Raw genomic sequence first — 21752 nt, forward strand, 5'->3', positions numbered from 1 at the left:
TAGCTGCAATAGAGCCAAAGACTTTCTGAAGTCGTCTACCGCTGACTATTAAAAGTATCTTTTGTGTTGCAGGACTTATTTAACCTACGGAAAAGTAAAAACTGAACCAGATGCCGCGACTAGCGGCAACACCAGCATGGCGCGAAAAAAATACAGGGACTTAGGCGCCCAAATCTAACCTAAACCCACCCATTCCTTTCAAAGCGCCCATCGCCATGCTCCTGATCCAGGCTGTAATTCAACTGCTCAAGTCGGGAACACTCCATCTCAAACTTCTGCATGTAACCATTCCCTTCATGAAACTCCGCAACCATCCCCACCGGGTTCAAGGCACGGCTTGCCACATAATATAAAAGTGCCTGAAGGTATGACGGCGGTATATACACCGAGATCAATTGCGGTGCAGGTATTACCCGATGAATATCAAACGGGGGATGATCTCCTCGGTAAATAACTTTCAACAAATCAGTTTTCAATGTATCAGGTAAAACCAGTGAATTGAACTCTGTCAGGGTAACTGCACTGGGGTTATCTGGCTTGTTGGCGTCCAACTCATCAAAGTGACCCACCGAACCCTTAGCATACACGCGCTCCACTTTCAGTAAATCGTTCTGAAACGGTACAGCCACAGAGTCCTGAATATAGCGGTTTTCAGTCGGCACCTCGGATTCAGTATTGCTCGTAGCATAATCCGCACTCAGGATATACGCCCGAACGTCAGGTGTGACACGTACAAGCAAACTACCCTCCCGAAGACGGAAGCGCGTGTAGAGCGCCGTAAGACCCAATTGAATATGCGAAGCAACCTGCTTACGCCGGCCCTCCGGTACGCTCAGTTGTGATTTCCCATCGTTACCCAAAATCACTTGGGAGAGTTCGCCATGGGCAAGCTGCGTAAAAATATCATTAAGCGTCATTTACAGTGTCTCACACAATGTAGGATGAATAAGCGGATTCGTCGTCGTTTGCTGCGTCGCCCCACATGGGATCACCAGCATCTGTAAGTGTGGCTATCTCACTCGGGGGCATAGCGTGCATTAAGGGCAGCATGGAGATCGTATCAATGCCGTCGTCGTTTCGGCTTTTGAATCCTTCAGGGCAAACCAATTCCAGCTCTTCGACCAACTCAACCACTGCGGGGTGGTCTTTCATATCCCGTGGTAAATACACTTTACCAGCGTTAAACCAAGGCACGGTTACGTTAAAACGCTGCATCTTATTGGTTGATGGCCGAATGCCTGGGTCGTTGTCGTTGTTATCCGAAGCCAGATGAAAATACACATTACGACGTATCATCTCGTCCTGAATCCATGGCATAAAGCCGCCCTGCTGTCCGGTGACTTCGATACCCACTGACTGAGGCTGGTATTTCTGAGATAGCCGAAACAAGTCATTGATGTTGGCGTCCATCAACTGCTTCTTGCACACACCATCCACCCAAAACCAGTCACGATTATTATTGTAAGCCCATACGGAAATAAACGAGAAGTCGGCAGACTGCTTATCTGATGTGGCAAAATCGGTGGTGATGTAGAAGTTAATTCGCTCACGGTTACGTAGCACTAAGTCCCAGCTGTACCAATGAATTAACTGAAACAGAAGCAGCAACCTTTCTTCGACATACAAACAAACTTTACGCCCCTCCCATGTATCAGGTACCCTTGCCTGTATAACGGCAGCCACCTCTTATTAAGCCCTTCTCTACATGAATATTTTCCTGCTTGAATCTCACCAACGTCTCAATAGCGAATGCGCCCGTTTAACCCGAGCACAAAGCCAACACGCGCAAAAAATCCTGAAAGCCGCCGTAGGCGACCAGATTCGTATTGGCCTAATTAATGGCAACTTGGGAACAGCAACCATTACCTCGCAGGCGGAAGAAACAACCATTGCCATTAATGCGCTGGACCAGGCACCGCCCCCCGTGCGCCCCATTACACTGGTGCTCGCCCTTCCACGCCCGCAAATGATTAAACGCATTTTGCAAACAGTTGCGTGTTTGGGGGTACAGAAGCTGTGTTTAATTCAAACGGCGAAAGTTGAAAAAAGTTTTTGGCAATCGCCCTCTGTTACAGAGGAAGAGATTCACAAACAGTTGTTATGTGGTTTGGAGCAGGGGGTTGCCACTCAGCTTCCAATTGTTGAAAAATACCCGCGTTTTCGCCCGTTTGCGGAAGATAGCCTGAGCGGGTTGAGTGAAGGAAAAAACCAATACATTGCTCACCCCGGCCCCTACGAAAACTGTCCGCGTTTGGGCAATGACGTTGCATCGATATTTGCGATTGGTCCGGAGGGTGGTTTTACCGAAAAAGAAGTGGCGTATTTCACTGACTGTAACTTTACGCCGGTATCGATGGGTGGCCGTATTCTTAAAGTGGAAACGGCGGTTACTGCGGTTCTAGCAACGCTTTACGGCGTTTAATATTCAGGTTAGATAAGCTTCGAGTTAGCGAAGGTTCAAACGAACTAAGTTTCGGCTGTTACCGAAATAATACGTTTTTCCAGTAATAATTCAAACGCATTAGGGGCGACCGGGCGACTCGCGAGATAGCCCTGATAGTATGAGCAACCGTACTGACGAACCAAATCCAATTGAGCGATAGTTTCCACGCCTTCTGCAACCACCTCTAGCTCCAACATATTACCCATGGCACTAATGGTTTCTACTAGTACACGATCGTTACGGTCTTCGGTAATATCGCGAACAAAACTCTGGTCAATTTTCAGTATGGCAACCGGTAGCTGCTTAAGATAACTAATAGAAGAGTAGCCTGTACCAAAATCATCTAACGCGAAGTTTATGCCCTGCCGCTGTAGGGTAGCCATAGTACTAATGGTTTCTTCGAGGTTGTGTATAACAATACCCTCTGTAATTTCCATCTCCAGCATTTCAGCGGAAAATTCCTCGCTGTCTAATACATCAATTACATCATCTACGAATTTTGAGGAACGGAATTGACGAGGGCTGATGTTAACGCCTAAGCGCATATCGCTGCTCCACAGCCCCATGCGTTGCCATTCTTTAACCTGACGCAGAGAGCGCTGTAGAACCCACATACCCACTTGTACAATTAAACCCGATGTTTCCAGAATAGGGATAAATTCTACCGGCGGCACCATGCCACGGGTTGGGTGGTTCCAGCGCATCAGCGCCTCTGCCCCCACAATTTTCCCCGTGTGCACGTCCACGCGCGGCTGGTAATGCAGGCTAAAGGCGTCGGTTTCCAACGCGCGGTGTAATTCACCTTCCATAACCAGTACATTTCGGGCTTTGTCGGCCATGTACTTATTGAAGAACTGAATAGCATCGCGGCCCTGCTCTTTCACCTGGTACATGGCTGTATCGGCATAACGTAACAACTCGTGAACACCGGCGTCGTCTTCGGGGTAAATCACAATACCCACGCTACAGGTCACATGAAGTTCAAGGTCGTTGTAAAAGTGCGGTTCGGATACATAGGCGCGAATGCGCTCGCCAATTTCTTCTGCACGTAATAATGCGTTAGACAGCTCTTCACCTAGGTCGGTGAGTACCACTACAAATTCATCTCCACCTAAACGCACAACTACATCATGGTCGGAGGTTATAGCCATTAGCCGCTGGGCGACATGTTTTAACACACCATCACCGGCGGGGTGGCCCAGTGAGTCGTTAATGTATTTAAACTGGTCGAGGTCGATAAATAACAGCGCACCGTAGTAATCATGCCGTGCGGATTTTCGAATTTCTTCTTCAAGCCGCTCTACAAGGTAGCTTCTGTTAGGCAAATCAGTAAGCGCATCGTGGTAGGCCATATGCTCCATTTGCGCCTGCGCCGATTTCAACTCGGTGATATCGGAGGACACCACAAGGGCTACAATTTCATCGTAAAATTCCATGGGCATAACATGGGTATGCATGCTGTGCTCTGTACCGTCGGCACCCATCCACTTTTCTTCCCAGATTTGCGCACTAATACGCGACTTTATAACCTCTGAATCCAGGTTGGTCACTTCTGCCGGGTTGGTTAAGAAGAAGGCCGAAAAATCGCCCACATGGGAACCGCGCATAGCTTCGGGTGAGGTTTGCAGAAAATCGGCGAGCGCCTTGTTGGCAAATATATAGTGGCCATCTTTATTGCGAGCACCCACCCATACAGGCAGGCTATCGATAATCTGGCGAACGTGTTCCTCACTCTTTCGAAGAACCACTTCCACGGCACGGCGTTTTGCCAAAGCCAAGTCAACGGCATCCAGTAGCTGATTACCACTGTTTACCAACTGCTTTAACTCGTCATCTCGTGTGTGGGTTGGCAAGGACAACCGCTGTTCCCCTGGGCTGCCAGGGTTAATATCTTTTATTTGGCCCGCAATTCGAATAAGCGGCTTAGTGAGCAGGTAGTGGAAAACAATGAATAGGATAGACACAATCACGAAACTGCGAATAAGGCCAATAATTATCACTACAGATGACTGTTTGTAGAAACCGCTAAAGGCCGCATCCATATCCACTTCAAAGCGAATGATACCATGATCATCGTTTTTGTCGTGATCGGGAATATACAGCGGTGAGCTGAAAGTTTTTAGGTGTTCGGAAATACGCCGCGTAACCCAGATGGTGCCACTTTCACGTGGTATCCGTTTTGACTGGGCAATTTCGTTCCCCAGCTCGTCTTCGATGGTAACGGCGACGATAAAATCGTTAACCATAATACCTTCGGCCACTTCGTTAGCCAGCATGTTGTCCAGCGTGTGAATCGCGCGCGCAGCGGGCGGCGTGGACATATCGGTGATACTGGCAATTTGATTATTCACTTCCTCGGATTGTACTTGGAAGTCCATGTAGATTTGGATGGCACTCATCAACAGACCAATTAATAGCGCGATGATGACACCCAACTTAGCGAGTCGAAATGATATGCCGTGAAAAAAGCCTTGCACTCTCTACCTATACATTATTGTAGGGCCAAATACTACCCGGCCGACGGCCTGAGTTTATCCGTAATCCCTTAATATTAGCCGGATTTTGAGTAATCATCCCAGATTCAACGCCTCAATATACTGTACTGGATCAGTAGAATCGACTTTATCATCTTTCCCCGAGCCAGCTTTAGCCGGCTCACTTCGGTCCAGCGTCAAATCCTGAAAGTTAAACAGGTCGGTATCGGCTAGCTGAGAGGGTGAAACACGCTGTAATGAGCCGAATATGGTATCTACCCGACCCGGGTACTGTGTATCCCACTCACGCAACATTTGTTTAATCGCCTGACGTTGCAGGTTATCTTGTGATCCGCAGAGGTTACAAGGAATAATGGGGTATTTACGCGCTTCGGCATAATTTGCCAAATCCTCTTCGGTGCAATAGGCCATGGGCCGAATAATGATATTGCGCTTATCGTCTGCCAACAGCTTGGGGGGCATAGATTTCAAGCGCCCACCGTAAAACATATTGAGGAATAGCGTCTCTACCATATCATCCCGGTGGTGCCCCAGGGCTATTTTGGTTGCCCCAATTTCTTCAGCAAAACCATACAAAGTGCCGCGCCGCAGACGGGAACACAGGCTGCAGGTTGTTTTCCCCTCTGGAATCATCTCCTTCACTACGCTGTATGTGTCGCGTTCAATGATATGGTATGGAACCCCAAGCCCCTGTAGATATTCCGGCAAAACATGCTCGGGGAAACCGGGCTGTTTTTGGTCAAGGTTAACCGCTATCAGCTCGAAATTAACCGGTGCAGCGCGCTGCAGGCCCATTAACAAATCCAACATGCCGAAGGAATCCTTACCCCCAGAGAGGCAAACCATTATCCGGTCGCCCTCTTCGATCATATTGTAATCGGCAATCGCCCGACCAGTATTACGGCGTAAGCGTTTTTGCAGCTTATTAAACTCGGTGCGGGATGTTGACGCAGACTGGTCCAAACAAAAACTCCTGAATCTGGAATGAACAAAAAGGCCGCTATTGTACGGAGTTTGGCCACGGCAGGGAATTGTCACCGTCAATGGCAAGGCCTTGCCGCCCATACGCCGCCAAAACGCCAACCTAGATGAAGGGGATAAATCAGCAGACCACGCACCATCGCACTTTGATGCGAATTCCCCACAGCACCGAATTACCGGCACAAGCCTTGCAATCGTCTCTCTATCAGCCATTGGGGCCGATCCCGCCGGAGTAACCGGCCATGCGATTTAATCAATAAGTTCAGCACTATGCATTTTAATCACACGTCTATCACGGCCAAAAATGCCACAAAAAAAGACTGGAAGCTCTGGGAGGCCGACATTCTCGTAGCTTGTGGCCTGAAGCACCAGTTTGTGACGGTATTTGACCCGGCAACCGGCGATACCTTACAAAGCTTTATTCATGGGTTTGACCTGCAAAGCTCTCTCTTGTTGCTGGATGGGCTTTTCCCATGGCCTCAGCAACGCCTGCGGCCCGGCGCTAGCTTCTGGATTCAGATTAAGTGTGACAGTGGCTTTTTTAATCTGGAAGTTAAACTTTTGGAAGTTGAAGGCCAAAAAGGCCATGAATTACTCACCGTTCGCGTGTGTCAAACTAACCTTACCCACAACCGACGCTGGCATCCGCGGGTGTATTTTGAACCCCGTCAGGGGCCACAGGTGGAATTACAGCTGGATAACCAACCGCTTCAAACCGCGTGGATTGCAAACCTGAGCAGTCGCGGTGCACTTTTGGAAGTATTTGGCCAAGACCTAAAAGCCAGCGTTAATCAAACCTCGCAAATTGAAGGTATATTCCGCTTTAACGACCATTTCCACCTCACGCTGAAATGCCAGGTTCGTCAGAGCCGCTTCCTGCGCACCCCATGTTGCCACACCCACATACGCCTGCAATTTAGGGTAATAAACGAAGAGCAGCAGGCTCAAATTGATACTTTTATCCATTCAATTATTACACCACCTGCTGCCTACTCTGGCTTCCAACAACCGATTTCCGGATTTGCAGCGGCCTAACAGCAGAATCGGGTAGAATGCAGCGGTTTGAACAACCGGACCGTCACCATGGCTCTTACGCAGGAACAAATTCTCGCCCTCGATAAAGCCCATATCTGGCACCCCTACTCCTCGGTAAATTCAGCGGCTGAGCTCTACGCCGTAGACCATTGCCAAGGGGTTGAAATTGTTTTGAAGGACGGCCGCAGGCTTATAGACGGTATGGCGTCTTGGTGGAGCATGATTCACGGCTATAACCACCCCGAGCTAAATCAGGCCATAAAAGACCAAGTGGATAACATGGCTCACGTGATGTTTGGTGGTCTCACCCATGAGCCCGCCGCACGGCTGGCCAAATCTTTGGTTGAGATTACACCCGTGGGCCTAGAACAGGTTTTTTTCAGCGATTCGGGCTCTGTCGCAGTCGAAATTGGCCAAAAAATGGCCATTCAATATTGGCACGCCAAAGGCCACCCGCAAAAAAATAAAATGCTAAGCCTGCGCCTGGGTTACCACGGTGATACTTTTGCCGCTATGTCGGTTTGCGACCCCGTCACCGGCATGCACCAACTATTCAACGGCGTACTTACCGAGCAGTTTTTTACCGAAGCACCCGCCTGCAAATACGGTGAGGCTTGGGACGAAAAGTATCTGCTCGATATTCGCCAGCAACTGCAACAGCACCATAAAACCCTGGCGGCCGTTATTCTCGAACCCATCGTTCAGGGCGCGGGCGCCATGCGCTTTTACTCCGCAGACTACCTAAGGCGTGTCAGCGAGCTGTGTAAGGAATACGGGGTATTGTTGATTGCCGATGAAATTGCCACGGGGTTTGGCCGGGCGGGTAAAATGTTTGCCTGTGACTTTGCCGGTATAACGCCGGATATTCTTTGCCTCGGAAAAGCCCTTACCGGCGGCTACATGACCCTCGCCGCCACCCTTTGTACTAATGAGGTTGCCGAGACCATTTGCGCAGGGGAAGCAGGCTGCTTTATGCACGGCCCTACGTTTATGGCTAATCCTCTGGCCTGTGCGGTCGCCAACAAGAGCATTGAGCTATTACTCGCCAACGACTGGCAACCACAGGTTTTATCGATGGAAACAGCTCTACGCGAAGGCTTGGCTCCTTGCACACAGCAGGCCTCAGTCGAAGACGTGCGCTGCCTTGGGGCTATTGGCGTGGTCGAAATGAAAGAGCCGGTGAATATGGCGACCATAACCCCCCTGTTTGTTGAACAAGGGGTGTGGGTGAGGCCGTTCTCAACCCGCGTGTACGTTATGCCACCCTATTGCATGGCGCCAGCGGAGCTGCAAAAGCTCACCAGCGCCATTTGCAGTGTGGTAGAGCGGCTTTGAACAGGCTAATTACGGCTTCCGTTCTGCTTTCTCATTGAACTTGGTCAACTGATCAGTAATCCCCGTCATTTTTGATTGCTCGCACCCTTTGGCGCCTATATGCTTGTCTTTGTTTTCAAATATAAACGCAAGAGTGAAACCCCATGAATAGTGTGAAGTTGGCAATATGTATCGTCCTCGCTGGTCTGGTGGCTGGCTGTGGTGGAGGTTCTGGGGATTCTCCTACGAACAATTCCAGCAGTGTTTCAAGCTCTAGTAGCTCTGTAGAATCCAGCTCAAGTAGCTCGGTAGATTCGAGTTCCAGCAGCTCATCATCCTCGAGTTCTTCATCAACTAGCATGTCATCCAGCAGCTCGTCACAATCCAGCACCGGTGGCGATCTGGTTATTGAGGAAGACGAGCAAGGTTTTTGCAACGTTGATGGCTCTATTGATACCGACAACGCCGGGTATACCGGCGCCGGCTTTGCCAACACGACCAATGCTCCCGATACCGGTATAAACTGGCGCATTACCGTCAGTGACAACGGTAACTACGACCTCACCTTCCGCTATGCAAGTACCACCGAGCGCCCCGCCGATATTCTGGTGGATGGTAATACTCAGGCCGCTGTGGATTTCCCTGCAACCGCCGACTGGGCAACCTGGTTAACCACAACCGTGACCGTGTCATTAACGCCGGGCAGTTACGATTTAAGCCTCATTGCTACGGGTGATTCTGGCCTTGCCAACATCGATTCCCTCACAATAAGGGGCTCCGCCCAAGCGGCTAACTGCGAAACTACTGTTACCACACCCACAGGGCCAATGCTTTCGCAAACCGGTAACCCCGTGTATTCACGCTTTAACAAATACACCGACTGGCATACAGGCAGTGTGTCTGGCGACGAAGCTTTTGCCGATATTTTACTCTCTTACCAATTAACCAACGGTGGCTTTCCGAAAAATCAGGAATACACCAGTATGGGTAGCGGCGGCAGTTCTAGCGGCACTATAGACAACGGTGCGACCACCGCAGAAATGACCTACCTCGCCGATATTTATCAGCGTGGCGGTCAAGAAAAATACCGGACGGCGGCTAGGGCGGCCCTCGATTTTCTACTGGAAATGCAATACAGTACAGGCGCCTTCCCCCAGTTTTATCCGTTAAAAGGTGGCTACGCTGACCACGCAACCTTTAATGACGATGCCATGTCGCGCGCATTGGTTGTTCTAGATAAAGCCAACAACAATGCTTACCCATTCGACAGTGACGTATTTACAACGGAACAAAAAGCCAAGCTGCAAAACGCCATTAACCTCGGTATAGATTACATTCTCAAATCTCAGTGGACACAAGATGGCACACTAACCGTATGGTGCGCACAACACGGTGCCTTCGACTACCAACCTAAACAAGCCCGTGCCTATGAGCTTGTATCTTTAAGCGGTAGCGAATCCGTAGAGGTGATTGCATTCTTAATGACCCAACCACAATCTACCGAAATTGAAACCGCCGTAAAAGCTGCGCTGGCGTGGTTCAGAAGCCCAAATACTTATTTAGCCGATTACACCTACGACAAGTCCGTTGAAGAAAAATTTGTCGCCAGCCCCGGCAGTAAAGTGTGGTACCGTTTTTACGACTTAGACACAAATGCTGGCTTCTTCAGTGACCGTGACAGCCGTAAGGTATACGACATAATGAATATATCCGAAGAGCGCCGCAATGGTTACAGCTGGGGCGGTGGGTACGGCGATAAAATCATCTCTTATGCAAACAGCGTTGGTTACTAACGCGTAATGCTCAGGCACCAACATATTTAAATCATCTAAAACTCAAAAAGAGGCCAACCGGCCTCTTTTTTTATACCCCTATAATCGCTTTTCTCGCGAGCACCTCTATTCGTCTATCACACGGCGAAATACTTTGCCCTCTTTCTCCATTTCCAATTCAATACCGGCAACGAGCTCTTCAAGCAACAACTCCTTTTCGTCGTTCCGCCCCAGCGACCGTAAACAAGCGTAATGAACAACGTTAACGATAGAACCACCGGCCAGTTCGTAAAGAGCCAAATAAGCTATGGGCTTATCATGGCCAATTATGCGTACACCCTCGGGCAGACAGACCGCCCATATTTTTTCACGCTCGACCACATCTGGAAAAGAAAACGGAATTACGGCGTTAAACCGGCGCAAAAAGGCATCATCCAAATTCGCCTTTAAGTTAGACGCAAGAATCACCAGACCATCAAATTGCTCCACTTTTTGTAGCAAGTAGGAAACCTCCTGGTTGGCGAAACGGTCGTGTGAATCCTTTACGCCCGTGCGTTTCCCAAACAACGCATCGGCTTCGTCAAAAAACAGTATCCAATCTCGGCTTTGAGCTTTATCAAAAAGCGTTGCCAGATTCTTTTCCGTTTCGCCAATATATTTAGATACCACCGTAGAAAGGTCTACGCGGTACACAGGCCGCTCTGTATATTTACCCAAAAGAGAAGCCGTAAGGGTTTTACCTGTGCCGGGTGGGCCGTAGAATAATGCGCGATACCCAGGCCTTAATTTGGCTGCCATTTCCCATTCGAGTAATAGCGTACTATTTTTTTCTATCCATAAACGAATTTCACTAATACGCTCGCGTACCTTATCCGACAACACAAGGTCTGACCATTCTAGCGTCGTCAAGAGTTCCTGCGCGGGAAACTCAGAGTTAAAATGCGGACTACTGATTTTACCTGTTGTGAATAATTCGACATAATCCGGGTTTAAAAGCAAACGTCCGCTAAAATAAGGGTCGCCGGATTTAGCCGGCTGCAGTAAAACAATATTGTTTACCGCAAACCAGTGATCCACCGAAAAAAGCTTTTGCACCGAAAACCGGCGGTCCAAATCGCGTCCCGCCAGTACATACAAGGCTGTTTCGCCCGTGGGCTGAAAGACCTGGTTAACATTATCCCTGCTGCCGCCGAACTCGGAAAACAATCCCTTTTCAGGAAGGTGCTCCGCATACAGGCTATCGATAAGCCCCGGCTGTACATGGGGCACTAAAGCCAGTAATAACGTTACATACTCATCAAAACTGGGCTGATATTGTTGAATAAAATTCGCAAACGCCGAACCGTCCTCAAAAAAAGCGAGCCCCGGCAATTCTTCCGCCTGTGGTCGACTGTCCTTATCGAGGTGCAAACGAATTCGCGCTACCAGTACCTGCGAAAGGTAGTTAAACGCATGGCTAAGGTTTGCAGCATTAGTGTCTGTCATCTATATACCCTAAAAACTTTACTTAAGTAGAATAAATCCCTTTTTATTCCAGCTGGTGAAATCGCTTATAGTCGCCGTACCGCCGTGTTTTTGTACTTCTTTAACCAATGCCTCATAAGACGCGAACCAACCGTTGGTATTATCGGCTTTTCGTGCGACTACAGCTTTATAGATTGCGCCAGCCTGCGCGCTAATATCGACATGATTCAGACCAACAAGTTCCTGCGCGCTGCTTAGCTCACTCAGTTTTACCGCGATAATTTTAGGGCTATCGGCGAGAAAATAGCTATCCACATTCCGTTGTATTGGGTTTACCAGCGTCCATTTTTTTGTGGTTTTATCCTCGTATTTATTATCTTTTTTATGCAAGATAGCCGCTTCAATAACAAGCGCAGAAGGCACATTATCTTCGGCATCAATAATTTTGTTGAAAATAGCCGACTGTGTAGGGTATTTTGTCGCAAGTCCGGTTTTTAACGCCTGCCCACCACTCTGACCTGAATAGTCAGGCACAACTTTATACCGTTGAGCTGCACCCGAATTAAAACCGGCTTTTACAAAGCTTTCCACCTGAGCCTCGTGCTGGTGGTTGCCCTCCCTCGAAAGCGGGGTCATATTGTACCACTCACCCGGCCCTCCCAAATTATCATTTAATAAGTGTCCACGAATGTAAAAGCTGGCGCCCTTGGATTGACGTCTCAAATTCAACACATCATATACGGCATGCTTCTTTTGTGTGGGCCCATAACCACCCTTCCACCCATCTCCACTTTTTGTCAGCATCGAAATTTCCATAAAAGTTCCGAAACCGGCAGAATTCTCTTTGGGTTTATAATTTGGCTTTCGCCATTTCTCCAGAGTTGCCCCAAAAAGGTAAGCGGTATCCTTTCCTAACGCTACCAAGAGTTCATCCAGCTTAATTTTTTTCGCCTCGGCATTCTTCTCTTTTTCGGCATCCGTCTTGCCGGCCACCTTTTTCTTACGCTCAGTATCAATTTCCGACGCGGTCACTTTTGCTGCAGCCAAGTGCGGCTTCTGCTTAGCCGTCAGGCTGGCTTCATCTACCGAACCTATAAAACTAGCATAGGGCCCTTCATCGCTGCGCATAGTAAGCTTTGCCGATGCGCCACTACCTTTTAGGAATAAAGTATGTGTTTCGCCATTTTTAGCTTTGAATTTACGCTTTACTTTCCACCATTGAATCAATTTACTTTTAATTTTTTTCGCCGCTTTTTTTCCCGACTTAAGTAGTTTTTTAGCGAACGAGACAACTTTATCGATTATTTTATCGATCACCTTATTAATGGGTGTCGTAACCTTCTTAATAATCCCCTGAATGGTTTTACCTATACCACCCAAACCGGCAAGAGAGGCCAACAAGCCAATCACCACCGGCAAGCTCTTTGCCATTGCGTTTTCGACAGCCGCTGCGGCCTTCCCCAGCACCCCACTGGCAATCGAGACTACAGCACCGTAAACCGATAGAATAAATTCTTTAATCTGCTGGAAGCGTTCTACAAAAAACATTACCAGATCGAAAAGTAATTTCAATATTTTCACCAAGGCCCCAGCAGGGTTGAGCAGACCGAGTAGCCAAGTTACCGCCTCTTTAATAACGGTAGTGATAACAAAGTTTCGAATTGCACTCATAACCATCTCTTTGAGATTGGCCATGCTTTTCTTTACCATTTCCCACAGTGCGATCGGCCCTTTAGTCACCAAGAGATGTATGATCTTAACGCCCTTCTCTATGGCACCAATTACTTTTTCGGCTTTTGGGTAACGTTTAATTATGCGGGCCTTTATATTGGCATAGGTCAACCCCAATATTTGCATAACCAAATTAAAAATACCCTTAACATCAAATTTTTCAGGCAGGGTTATATTGGCCTCAGACAGCGTTCCCGTAAGCCAACCAATGAGACCTTTTATTAGGTGCTGCTTAATGTTTTTAACAAACCCTCTTACGCCCATCCCTATGGCAGTAACAAGGTTATTAAAGAACTTACCCGGGCTTTTAAGAATAGAAATCAACTTTTTTCCGGCGCGATCAAAGAAGTCAAATATAGGCTTTGAGTCAATTCCGGCTATGTCGCAACCCGCTCGAATGGCAATTTTGAGTGCCTCTAGAAAATCGCCCGTAAGCACCGCGCCAACAATCTGTACTGCGGCCTTTAACGCTGCTTGAAATACCGACAATATTTTATCCAACGCCGCTGTCAGAACTTTGGCAACGGCTTCCACGGCAGCAATAGCACCATCAGCGACCATATTCACCCCGGCAATGGCCACATCCACTACACTGTCGATTGCCGAATTAATGGCGGCCGCAATACCGGGGAAATGCTCACCCAGGTATTTATTCACCTTATCTTTGGCCCAGTCGCGGAATTTGTTGAGTTTGTCCACCACATAGTTTCGCGCCGCGTTAATGGCGCTAATGGCAAGATTCTTTGCCTTATCAATAAGTGTTTTTACGGCTGATCGAACAGCAGTAAAAACTTTATCTATCGCCGCTGTAATGGCCTTAACAGCGCTCTTAATCGCGTTTTTTGCTCTATCCCACCAGCTTTGATTCTTCTGCTCACGCTCGAGTTTCTCTTTCTTCTCCTGCGCTTCTTTTTCGCCCGCTAGTTTTTTGGCTTCGGCCTGCTTTTCACCTTTTTTGAGTTCGTCGTCTGCTTTCTTTTCAGACGTTTTAACTTTACTTTGTATTTCCTTTTTATTGTCGGCCTGACGTTTTCCCGCGTCTTGCTCGAAGGTATTTACGCCTGCGTAGGCCTTGTTAATACCCTCTTTTTGCTTTTCAGCAACGGATTTGCGGTTATCGATAACCAACTTCTTCTGGTCTGCGTCGGCTTGATCGTTGAGTTTTCTATTTTTTGCTTCGGCATCTGAAACAGCTTGAGATTTATCATGCGTTTTCTTGTCAGCTGCCTGACGAGAATCCTGATCGGCTTTAGAAAGGTTCTTCGCCATGCCTTTAGTAAGCTGCTCATCAGCTTTGTCGCGAACAGTTTGTGGGAGCGCCGCCTCGGCATAGTCTTTGGCATCGTTCGCCTGAGTTGTTTCTACGGCTGGGGTTTCTACTTTCGTAAGTATTACAGGCTTCGTTTGCTGCACTGATTTTGCTTGTATGTTCGACTGACCAGGGTGTGACTTCAATTTGCCCGTTAGGTCGTCACGCTTACCACGTAACTTATTCCCGGCATCCTCGCGCTGTTCGGCCATACGCGAAGGGTCTGAACCACCTTCAAGAGCTACTTTTTGACGCGGTCCGGCACTGGTATTAAGGTTGGAGTCGCGGGTTTTAACCGCATTCATAAAGCGCTTTATATTGGCTTTTAGCCAATCTAGAAAGCTACCGCTTTGGCTTTGCTTTTCCAGTTCTTTTTCGCTTTGGCTATTGGAAGGCGCAGCACCGTGATTTATGTGGGGGTCAGCATTTAAGGCCTGCGGACTGGTGTCTTTTTTTGCATCCTTAATATCTGCACTTTCGGGTGATAGTTGGTCCGCCGTTGTAATGCCTGCCGTGACATTCCCGGCAAGGTTTACCTGCAATTTTGGCGCACCTTTGGCTTCCTCTGCCTGCTCACTCTTAAGCTTGCCCGTAACTGCCCCACCAAGTTTATGGCCCTCCAGCGCAATTTGCGAAGGTTTGGCCGTTGCCGTGGTGGATACAGCTTTGTCTGAACTACCTTTGAGGTCCAGTGATTCAATTTTGGCTGCTGGTTCCATTGCCGGGGCAGCGGGAATATCGGGTAGCTCTAGGGTTACCTCTTTGTCTGCTGGTTTTTCCAGTTCTTGCGAAGCTGTACTTAGGTCACCGTCCGCAGCGATCTCCGCGTCACTTTTTACTGAAGAAGAGTCTTTACCCGCCGGGGTCGCAGTATTACCCTGAACAGGTTCACTCTGATCCGCGGTGTTTTTTTCGGCTGTCACGGCTAAATCGGGTGCGAGCCCCGTACTAACAAGGGGTTTTTCCGGAAGGCTTAATTTTGCAGTAGGGTCAAAAAAACCGAGCCACTGTTTGGGTGAATGCCACTGCTCCTGAATTTGGCCACCTAAATTGTCTGCACCAGCGGTATTGCCATTTATAGTCGCTATTTGTACTTGACCATTTTCGGTTTTTACCCCGGATACAATAGCAAAATGCTGAAAAGCCGCCCTGTAGGCTATATCCCCTTTGCGCGGCATATCGCCTTTTGGCCGAACCTTTAAAAAAGCCATTGCAGACTGCCCCAACTTCCAGTCCGGTATGGGTATGCCGGCACTCTTTAAAGACCACCAAACAAAAATACCGCACCAGCTGGGTAGCGCGTCTTTGTTTTTACCGTCTGGCCCCGCCAACATTACCGGTTGCTGGATAACACTCTCACTTAGGGGATGTTGCCCGCCGAAAGCAACATTAAAAAACTCCTGTAGAAACTTCCAACCTACCCTATTCCCATCTTCATCCGTTTGTTTTGCGTTAACTGACCCAATACGGCTACGCGCGAAATTCACAGCATCAAGTAGTTCGGGCCGTACAAGATAATTTTCATCCTGCTCTTTGCGCTGAGGCTCGACTGCCTGCACTGAAGACTGTTTTTGTTGTAACGTATGGGTCAGTTCATGAGCAAGTAGATGCTCGCCGTTGCGATTATGGGGTGAGAATTCTTGTTGATTGAAATAAATATGTTCGCCATGGGTAAGCGCCCTTGCCCCAAGCGCCTTATTTAAGAGTACCGCCGCGTCATCGGTATGAATGCGCACACCGCTAAAATCCGCCTCGAACGCTCGCTCCATTTTTCCACGTACAGCTGAACTTAAAGGTGAACCCTGTTTTGAGAAAGCTGCCGAGCTACCCACACCCGTAGCCGCTTCTGTATTGGCCGACTTCGCTTGTACATTGGCTTGTACATTGGCTTGTACATTGGCTTGTACATTGGCTTGTACATTGGCCTGTACATTGGCTTGCTCTGCCCCGTCGCTTTCTTTGAAAGACGCTTCGGTATTCACCTTCGCCTGCAGCGCTTTATCATCTTGGGTGGGTACAACTATTTGCTCCTTTGCCTGTAGCTCCAAATTGCTGGGTTCAGGGTCATCACTATCCAACTCTGGCGATAGCTTCGCTCCCTGTTCACCTTTGGCCTGCAGTTCAGTTTTTTCTTCCAGCTCCGGCGATACACTGTTTTCAGCCTGTTTGGTGGCTTGGTTTTTCTTTTGCGTTTTTTCAGCTTGGGGGTTTTCTAAAGCCAAACCCGTACTAATAGCTGTCTCCCCCGACACAACTCTATCGGCAACACGATCGGCTTGAAGCTCGCACCTGTCGTTTGACCGACCTAATTTAATGGCTGGCTGTAGTCCTAGCACATGCCGAGAAGTCTCCGCTAACGATGGCGTACACGCACCGGCCTGTACTGGTTGAGATTGACTGCTTGAGCGAGAGTGGTGGCTGCTACTCGACGGTATAACCTGAGAATGCTTGGTTTTCATTGGGCCTCCCAGCTTACATATAGCGGCTGCTTTAACCATGGCAAAACAACCAACTCAAAACCCCAGGGTAATTGCTTCAATAAGATGTCGACCGACCGTTGTTCAACATACAGTATGTACCCGGTTTCCTGAACTTTTAAGCTACCACTGCGCTGAAAGAAGGTTTCGCGCAGCCCCTCTATCGACGTGTTTTTTAATGCCGCCCAATGCCCAATAACCGCCTCCAGCATGGTAGTAATTTCGCTTTGTACGCTTAACGGGAGGTGTAGCTTACGTGGCAGGGGTTTCGATAGCGGCCAACCTACGAGCCATTTATGAAATAGTAGGCAAGATTCATCGGCCTCGGTAGAGCCTGTAGCGGCGAATTGTAGGGCCGCTATTGCGGCAAGCTGGTTAGCTTCTGTTTTAAATTCATTATTATGGAGGCAACCCATTGAATCAAAGAGGCTTTGTAAAAAGGGATGAAGCAATACAACTCCGGCCTGCTGAACAATAAAACCCGTAGCCGCTGCATCAGCCTCCTTTAACATTTCTTTGGTATTTGAATCGTCTGCTACCAATTTACCACCGGCGTGAATAACCGTATCGACAAACTGAGTAATACTCAGCCCAGCTATGGGTAAATTAAGATCTAATAATGCATTTTTCACTGGCTGGCTATTCAACCCAACCCCACCAACGTGCAGTACACCCGTCCACAACCGCCAGAATAATGCACAAAGCTCGGCACTTTGCATGTTAAGGGTTATTGCGAACCCATTTGGTATGGGCTCTGATTCAGGCAAACACGCGGCAACTCGAACCAAGAAGGCTTCACTATGTTGGTACAAAAACCTTAGCCAAACTACCTTACTGCGCCGATAGCGTATTAATAATTTGATTAGGGCATCCACATTTTGTGAATCCTGCAGGAACCAGCTTTCAATTTCGATGACGGATGAATGAGCGCTAGCGAATGGCCATTGCCCAAACTGGAGAAACTGGCAGTAATCAGCTAGCCCTTGAGTTTTCCGGCTAATGACAGGCCCAGTGTTTGTCGCTACCACCGACAAACACTGGGCCCTTAATTGCGGATATACTTGTATTTCAAGCTTACTAAGAAGCTCAGCATCTGAAAGATTTTCCGAAAGCTGCCCAATATTCACGTTCAGCTGTGCAACATCGATTAGACGTTCGGGAGGAATACGATTGTCAGCCTGCCATTGACTAAGAGTTTGATCCAATAACGGCGTAAAACGAAATTCGAACCAGCGCTGCCACTCCTGGCGCACGCGAGGTTCGACGTTCTCCGAAGCGGTTTTTAAACGGAAATTGGCGCTGCGAACATGATGCACATTTTAACCGATATATTAATCCAGCATGAGTTTTCGCCGATTTACTGGCGTATTGTTTTGCCCTTACCCCTAGACTTATCTAGCGTAACGACTATATCTTTTAAAACGGTTTTACCAATTTGCACTTCCTGTTCCTGTGTAACGTAACCAGGAGCCGACGCTGTGATGTTATAAACCCCGGGTTTCACTTTAAAAAGAAATGATCCACGCGTTACTCTCACTTTTACGGCTTTATTATCACGATCAAGTACCGATAACGTCGCATCGACCAAGGGGACTCGCGATTTTCGCACAAGGGCTTCGAGTGCACCTTTAGCTGCTGCTGCCACTATCTTTCCACTAACACTCACACTGACAGCCTCTGCCTGCTCAGGTGGCACATTCGGTGCTGTTGCCAACTCTAGATCGGAGCAATCGCTATCACAACAGAAAGTGGGTAAACAGAAATCGGCAACGACTACCATGTCGTTAAGCGGATCGTCTTGATCCGCCGCTTTACTAACGTCAAGCAGCTCAAAAGCATTATTTGCTAGCGCAAATTGCGGGTTTTCGGAGGCCATCTCTCCAACAACGTCCTTATCAACATTCACATTTTCGTTAGCCATTACACTTTCGCTTAAGGCCATAATCGCCGAGCGATCATTCCGACTGGCTTCTACAAGACTAGCCAGCCGTGCCTCAACCGCAGGCGAAACCCGCTCTTCGGCAAGAATCGTCTCGGCACGCAACATTATTTCAGCATTCGCAGTGACAAAGGCCTTAGCGTCGTCGTTGGCAAGCGCCGCTGCCAGAGCAGGAGCAACCGCTTGCTCTGACTCTTCAATGGGAGGCGTATATTTTTCCAATAAAGTTTTATGGGTATACGCCAGAACCAAGGTGCCACCTTTAGGCACCCCGCATAAATGCTCTAAGCCAGGATGCTTACGCGCATAGCCATCGAATATAAATTCTTCAAAAATGTTTTTAATACGCTTACCGAATTCTTCTTGCATATTAGTAAGCAAGGCGCTTTTACCCAAATTACCGAGCAACCCCATTTGACTGTTAACACCCGTAAGTACAGCTTGAACCTCTGGATTATTTTGGGCGTTCGCATGCTGGTTGAGTTCTTTGTGGGCACTGCTCAGCTCTTCAATTTGTGCATGAAAGTCATCAAATTCAAATTGAGCGATACTTTCAACGGATACTTGCGCCATTAATTTTTCAGATTGCTGCATCATTCTGGCGGAATGGTAGACTTCTTGTAACTGCTCATCGTCCGCGTCATCACCCACCACACTGCGCACGCGTTCAAACAAACTCTCAGAAGCTTGTTTTTTCGACAACTGATACACCTGCGCAATAGCCCCATTGGGGTCGTCGTCTTCATCAAGTGCATCTATTAGATCCAAGGCGCCTAGATTACCGGCACGCACCTGATTTAAATAAAACTGCCCAACGTTATTTGCCTGCATCATTTCGTCGGCAGCTAATTGAAGTGCTATGACATCATTCCCCTCCATAGCCGCTCGCAGCGCACTTTCGTCAACGCTGAAACGTTTGAGCTCGGGACCAACCATCGACAGCGCTTGGTTTTCCGATGGCCGCAAACGCGCCAGCAGGTATACCAACGTTAGTAATAGCTGAAACACTACAGCTAAGAGAAGCAAAAAGATCACATCCATATCACCCAGCTTGCATTTAAACAACCTGAGCAAAGTGCGATCTTTAAGTAACAGTGCCAACAGGGAAGCTTTAGAAAACTGGTTATTGCCCGCCTGTACCGGTATGAAAACCGGTTCAATCGCAAAGCTAAGACCCAATTGCTGCTTTTGCAGGCGCAGCTCTGCAATTAACTGCCCTAACGGTTTACCGCTAACACCTTCTACACGATAAAAATCGTGCTCCAATGGCACACGCATAAGTGGATGCGGGTTACTCGAACTTACGTCGTACCCCGGCACCAATGGTAACTTGCCTTTACGTGTAAACTCGGGGTTCCAGTTACGATGAAGATCATCGGCTGGATTGAGCTCCAAGTAATAGGGGATAGCCTTACCCGATAATGCACCACCCACTTGGCTCGGCAATATTTTCAACGCCTTCGTCGATAAGCTATTGGTACGATATCGCTTTAAGAGTAACCAAGTACGGTAATACAAATCTTGCATACGTAGCGCAAGAGGTTTCTGCCCATCCATTTGTGGACATGGGTAAAAAGGATGACGTAATTCAGCGGCCGTCGGTTTCGCTCCTACATTGAAGTTAATGCTCGCAAACGTTCTATTACCCGGTTGTTGCGCCACTTTTTCTGTTTCTGCCTTTCCTAAGAATACATGGTAGGGAAAGCGCTGAGGGTTGGGACAACAGAGCGCATTGTATTCATACGCAACCTCAAGAAATTCATTGTAGGAAGCGGCCACATCCTGTAACAAATCGTAATGATGTAAATTAAGAAATAAGTCCCGTGCATTTTGTGGTTGTGTATTAAACAATGTTTCCATACCCGCCCAAGGGTCCGTAGGGAAGGTTTCATGGGGAAAGCGCTCGCGCAAAATCCAACCATACACATCGAAACTGGCCTGCAGCTGTGCACGTAACCTTTGCCAAGCACTTGCGGCAATACTTTGTACTTTAGTATGTACCTGCTCTAAACTCTCGAGTCCACCACTGGCGACAACCAGCTTTTCAACCGCTTGAGGCAGTAAATGATTATGTAACACCTGCCAGTTTTGGTCGAAAGGCCGTAATTCTGTACTGGCATCGGTTTCCCCTTGCCATAGCGTTCGCGCATCGTTTTCATGCACTAACAAGGTTCGTAGCGTAAATTGATAGCGGGCGCCCTTATCTGCACAACTGTTTACATCACAGTTTTTAAGCGACTGAACTTTTGCTTCCAGTAACAACATCACTACTTTATCGCCGAGGAAACTTGCACTCAACGTTTGTACCGAAGGACCTTCAGCATCCGCTTCAAACTCAGACGTGAGCAGTTCCCACATGGGTACATTGGCATCGGGGAGTAACTCTGGAACTTCAATAGCGTCTACAGCGTTGTCGTTTTCCACCGAAGCTGATACCGGTAAGTTGTACTCACGACACTGGGTGTAGCTTTGATTGCCGTCCTGAGTTAATAAATAACCATTAGACGTAACGGCAACACCGCCGCTAACGCTAACCTGGTTGCCCTCCCTCAGAGGTTCAAGCCCACAAACAATGCCAATACCAAATAGCTTGTGTCGACTCTGCTGAACCTGCTCATTCAACCAAGCAGACATCTGATTGAGATGTGCATTAGTAAGCACCTGGCCACTTTCAAATACGGGATAAAAAGTTTGCATTTCCTTTCCAGCCTTAATTAATTATGCGTTTGGCATTTCTTTTTGGCGGCTACTAACGGTCTTTCCACAACTACTTACCGGCGCTACCCGAGGAT

General features: G+C 48.1%; 13 protein-coding genes. 5 read left to right on the forward strand and 8 right to left on the reverse strand.

The window, feature by feature from the left end; all coding sequences use genetic code 11:
• Window positions 1-179 precede the first annotated feature (179 nt).
• Window positions 180-917: a hypothetical protein gene (locus H5336_RS03190; RefSeq protein ID WP_185231340.1), complete on the reverse strand. Its 738-nt coding sequence runs from the start codon at window positions 915-917 to the stop codon at window positions 180-182.
• Window positions 918-927: 10 nt separating this feature from the next.
• Complete coding sequence (locus H5336_RS03195; protein WP_185231342.1) at window positions 928-1683, reverse strand: hypothetical protein; 756 nt, start codon at window positions 1681-1683, stop codon at window positions 928-930.
• Window positions 1684-1705: 22 nt separating this feature from the next.
• On the opposite strand from H5336_RS03195, the gene H5336_RS03200 reads away from it, so the two are divergent.
• Entirely contained in the window at window positions 1706-2422 is a 717-nt protein-coding gene (locus tag H5336_RS03200; protein WP_185231344.1) for a 16S rRNA (uracil(1498)-N(3))-methyltransferase, read from the forward strand.
• Between the two features lie 44 nt (window positions 2423-2466).
• Here H5336_RS03200 and H5336_RS03205 read toward each other — a convergent pair whose 3' ends face one another.
• Window positions 2467-4920 carry a putative bifunctional diguanylate cyclase/phosphodiesterase gene (locus H5336_RS03205; RefSeq protein ID WP_185231346.1) on the reverse strand — a complete coding sequence of 818 codons (2454 nt, stop codon included), beginning with the start codon at window positions 4918-4920 and terminating at the stop codon, window positions 2467-2469.
• Between the two features lie 93 nt (window positions 4921-5013).
• The gene (ttcA, locus tag H5336_RS03210) at window positions 5014-6003 is read right to left on the reverse strand and encodes a tRNA 2-thiocytidine(32) synthetase TtcA (RefSeq protein ID WP_185235612.1); all 990 of its coding nucleotides are present in this window, start codon (window positions 6001-6003) and stop codon (window positions 5014-5016) included.
• On the opposite strand from ttcA, the gene H5336_RS03215 reads away from it, so the two are divergent.
• The 4 genes from H5336_RS03215 to pelA all read left to right on the forward strand — a co-directional run bounded on the left by H5336_RS03215 (window position 5942) and on the right by pelA (window position 10061).
• Window positions 5942-6172, forward strand: coding sequence for a hypothetical protein (locus tag H5336_RS03215; RefSeq protein WP_185235822.1), 231 nt, complete (start codon window positions 5942-5944; stop codon window positions 6170-6172). The genes ttcA and H5336_RS03215 overlap by 62 nt on opposite strands.
• Before the next feature lie 17 nt (window positions 6173-6189).
• On the forward strand, window positions 6190-6954 hold the full coding sequence (locus H5336_RS03220; RefSeq protein WP_185231349.1) for a PilZ domain-containing protein: 765 nt from the start codon (window positions 6190-6192) through the stop codon (window positions 6952-6954).
• Between the two features lie 48 nt (window positions 6955-7002).
• Window positions 7003-8289, forward strand: a complete 1287-nt coding sequence (gene bioA, locus H5336_RS03225) for an adenosylmethionine--8-amino-7-oxononanoate transaminase (protein WP_185231351.1) — start codon at window positions 7003-7005, stop codon at window positions 8287-8289.
• A gap of 143 nt (window positions 8290-8432) precedes the next feature.
• Complete coding sequence (gene pelA, locus H5336_RS03230; RefSeq protein WP_185231353.1) at window positions 8433-10061, forward strand: pectate lyase; 1629 nt, start codon at window positions 8433-8435, stop codon at window positions 10059-10061.
• A 105-nt stretch (window positions 10062-10166) separates the two neighbouring features.
• Here the strand turns inward: pelA and H5336_RS03235 are convergent, their stop codons facing one another.
• The 4 genes from H5336_RS03235 to H5336_RS03250 are packed head-to-tail and all read right to left on the reverse strand — an operon-like array spanning window position 10167 to window position 21657.
• Window positions 10167-11525 (reverse strand): ATP-binding protein, encoded by a 1359-nt coding sequence (locus H5336_RS03235; RefSeq protein ID WP_185231355.1) that lies wholly within the window; start codon window positions 11523-11525, stop codon window positions 10167-10169.
• A gap of 18 nt (window positions 11526-11543) precedes the next feature.
• Window positions 11544-17003 carry an eCIS core domain-containing protein gene (locus H5336_RS03240; protein ID WP_185231357.1) on the reverse strand — a complete coding sequence of 1820 codons (5460 nt, stop codon included), beginning with the start codon at window positions 17001-17003 and terminating at the stop codon, window positions 11544-11546.
• Complete coding sequence (locus tag H5336_RS03245; RefSeq protein WP_185231359.1) at window positions 17000-18337, reverse strand: contractile injection system tape measure protein; 1338 nt, start codon at window positions 18335-18337, stop codon at window positions 17000-17002. Before H5336_RS03245 ends, H5336_RS03240 begins: the two co-directional genes overlap by 4 nt.
• A 41-nt stretch (window positions 18338-18378) precedes the next feature.
• Window positions 18379-21657: a carboxypeptidase-like regulatory domain-containing protein gene (locus H5336_RS03250; protein WP_185231361.1), complete on the reverse strand. Its 3279-nt coding sequence runs from the start codon at window positions 21655-21657 to the stop codon at window positions 18379-18381.
• Window positions 21658-21752: the final 95 nt, after the last annotated feature.

This window comes from Teredinibacter franksiae (genome assembly GCF_014218805.1).
Lineage (GTDB): Bacteria > Pseudomonadota > Gammaproteobacteria > Pseudomonadales > Cellvibrionaceae > Teredinibacter > Teredinibacter franksiae.